This window comes from Mesorhizobium sp. M0016, from assembly GCF_040324035.1.
In the GTDB taxonomy this organism is placed as follows: Bacteria; Pseudomonadota; Alphaproteobacteria; order Rhizobiales; family Rhizobiaceae; genus Mesorhizobium.
On sequence record NZ_JAMYVM010000055.1, the window covers coordinates 1 to 2,787 of the forward strand.

Below are 2,787 nucleotides of genomic sequence, written 5' to 3' on the forward strand. Positions count from 1 at the left end.
CGGCTGCGAGGCATCAACCTTGCCTGAAGCCTCAACCTCCACCAGAGCAACATCAGGCGTCGGCCCAGCCTTCACACTCACAATCTGGACATCAGGCTGGATCCGGTTCAGCGAAGCCAACGACCGCACTGGCTTAAACGCCTCCTTGCACGCATCAGCGTTCTTCCTGCTCGTCACCGCCTCGTGGCACGCAAGCAAACGCCCAAGCAGGTTCGGCTCGTAATAATCCCGCATGAATATCTCGGGCGCCAAAGGACGAAGCGGGTCGTCCGGCATCAGCCAGCTTATCCCTTCCACGCTACCCACATCACCAGCATCAAATCGCCCAATCGGATCTGTCATCGCCCAACCATCACGATCATATCGGAAGATTTTCACCATTTCCTCGCCGCTATCTATCCGCAGTACTGACGTACTCGGTTCTACAGCACTAGAAACCATATAATACCTTCCGCCGTCAGAGATAACGGGGCACGACGGCTCTATGCCAACATACACATGTTTTTCCGTACTATATGTGTCCCAGACTATAAACTTTGAACCCACCCTGGCCAGTACCTTAGCTCCCGAACGCGAAAATCCGCAGGATGTGGCTTCAGCCGACAGGTATTTTATTCTTCCTTTAGGTACCGACCCAAGAAAGATTTTCCCGTCATTCTCCAGGAGGAAGTGAGATCCATCGTTTGAGAATTGGACAGAACCAGCCACCTCGTGGGAAACTTCGTCGCTTTCGTTAAGTGCAATCGGCAGATCGAAATCCTGGATGTGATCACCTGTTGCGGTATTCCACAACACGACCCGATTTCTGTATACTGCCACGGCGTAGGACGCCTCTGCCGAGTATCCAAGCAGGGGTGTCTGTTCAGACGCCTTGCCAAAGCTTATCTTAGTTACCCCTGTTATAGGATCAATCAAGTGGAGCACACCATTCACATCAGATGCCACCAAATGTACACCGTCATGGGAAAGTGAAAAACTCGTATAGCCGCGCAAATCACGCACCGTTAAATGCATACCGTTTTCTATTTTCTTAACTATAAGCCTGTTATCTGGGAACGAATCATCGATATATACGGAGCCGTTACTTGGTGGGATCGTGCCATAACCGACGGTCAGGGACGATCCATTGCCAAAAACCTTCGTCACGCCGCTGTCGAGGGACAGAGCAACACCCTCCTCGATCGTGAAAGCGACGTTCGGCCAGATAATCGGCACGCCAAGCGATTGTATCGGCTGGCGCGTCCTGACGTCCCACAACCTAAGCCTATTGTTGTCCGCTGCAGCTACGATAGCGCCATCAGGCGAGATTGCTACAACGAAGGGCCTATGTTTCTTTTCCAGTAGTTCATCGTTTTTCTGAAAAATCGCCTTCAGAGGAGGCAACACCAGTTGTTGAAACAGGGGTACAAAGCTTCCAATTACCGGAAAGAGGTCTGGGGCCCAATACAGTGATTGCGCCGAGCCAGGATGGTCTAGCACTCCTATAAATTTTCCTGTTAAACCGTCGAACAGTTTCAACTCAGTCGTGACTACGACATCACTATTTGGTAGGAACCGTGCAGAGCTGTTTTCTGCATCGGTAAGTTCCTTGATCAAAGTCCCGGATCTGGAATCATACAGCCGAACGCCAGTATAGGCAGACACCACGATGCGACTGCTGTCGGGTGAAATGTCGAGAACAACGGAGAGGCTCTGCTTAATGGGAAAACTGCTGATCAAAGCTCCACTTTTAGTATCCCATTGACTAACTTTTTCGTCAGACTGCAAAGTGGTGACCTCCCCCAACTCTTCTAAGCCGGGAAGAGTTTCCTTTTTTTCTGACGCCCGCTCGATCGCAAATATGCTGCGACCGTCGCTCGAGAACCGTCCGGACCTAAACGATCCCTTGGAAAATACGCGTTTTATAGCCTTCGATCTGGTGTGTCTCAGGAGTAGCCCGTCTTCTCCTGAAGATAACACCAGTCTTCCATCGGAAGAGAACGCTATCGACTTGACGCCATTGCCTTTGATCTTTGCTGTGCGCTGCCCTGTGACGATGTTCCACACCGAGATAAGCCCGTCTTGCCCTGACGACCAAAGCTCGTGCTCGTTTGCGGGAGAGAAGGCGAGGCCGAAGGTCTGTTCGCCATGGCCTTTCCACCTGCGAATTAGGCTACCCGAAGCGACGTCCCACAAACTGATGTATTGGTCATTTGCCGAAGCGAGTTGTTTACCGCTTGGAGAAAACGCAACGGCGAACAGCATACCTTCATGTCGAAGGTTCGGCATAGTTCGGGCACCCTCTTCTGCTTTCGCATAAAGGGCCCCCCCTGTCGAAATCGGGAAGGACAACATCAAGATGGTAAATAAGGCCAGCATGCGGAACAATGTCTTTTTGCGGTCCCGCCCAGTTGGCTTATCAGAGGCGTCAGTCGCGGCGGCTACGCACATAGTCAGGCTCCGGCTCCAAAGGCTCGAGCACCTTGATGCAGATTCCTTGATGCGAAGCGCTGGCTTCAGTTCCTGCTGCTCGATCAGGGTTACCTAAAGTAGCATAAGCTGGAGACTTTGAACCATGCAACCTGCTGCGTTTGCTGTCCTTGGCGTAGTTTAGCGCAGATCGCTTTGTCGTGCGCGATGTAGAACAGCGGCTGGCAAGTCCGTTATTCGTGCGGTTAGCCTACGTCCTTATCGGGATGATATTACAGTTTCGGTATGCCTTGCAAAATCGAACAGAGCTGGTGTCTGGGCGTGGCGGGTGGTGTCCTCGAGGAGGTTGGGATCGGGGCTTGAGTCTCTGGTCGTCCT

The 2,787-nt window shown here is 52.1% G+C and carries 1 protein-coding gene; it reads right to left on the reverse strand.

Going from position 1 to position 2,787, the window contains the following annotated elements:
* On the reverse strand, positions 1-2,358 hold a 2,358-nt coding region (locus NKJ88_RS32805), incomplete at its 3' end, for a WD40 repeat domain-containing protein (protein WP_502904791.1).
* Positions 2,359-2,787: the final 429 nt, after the last annotated feature.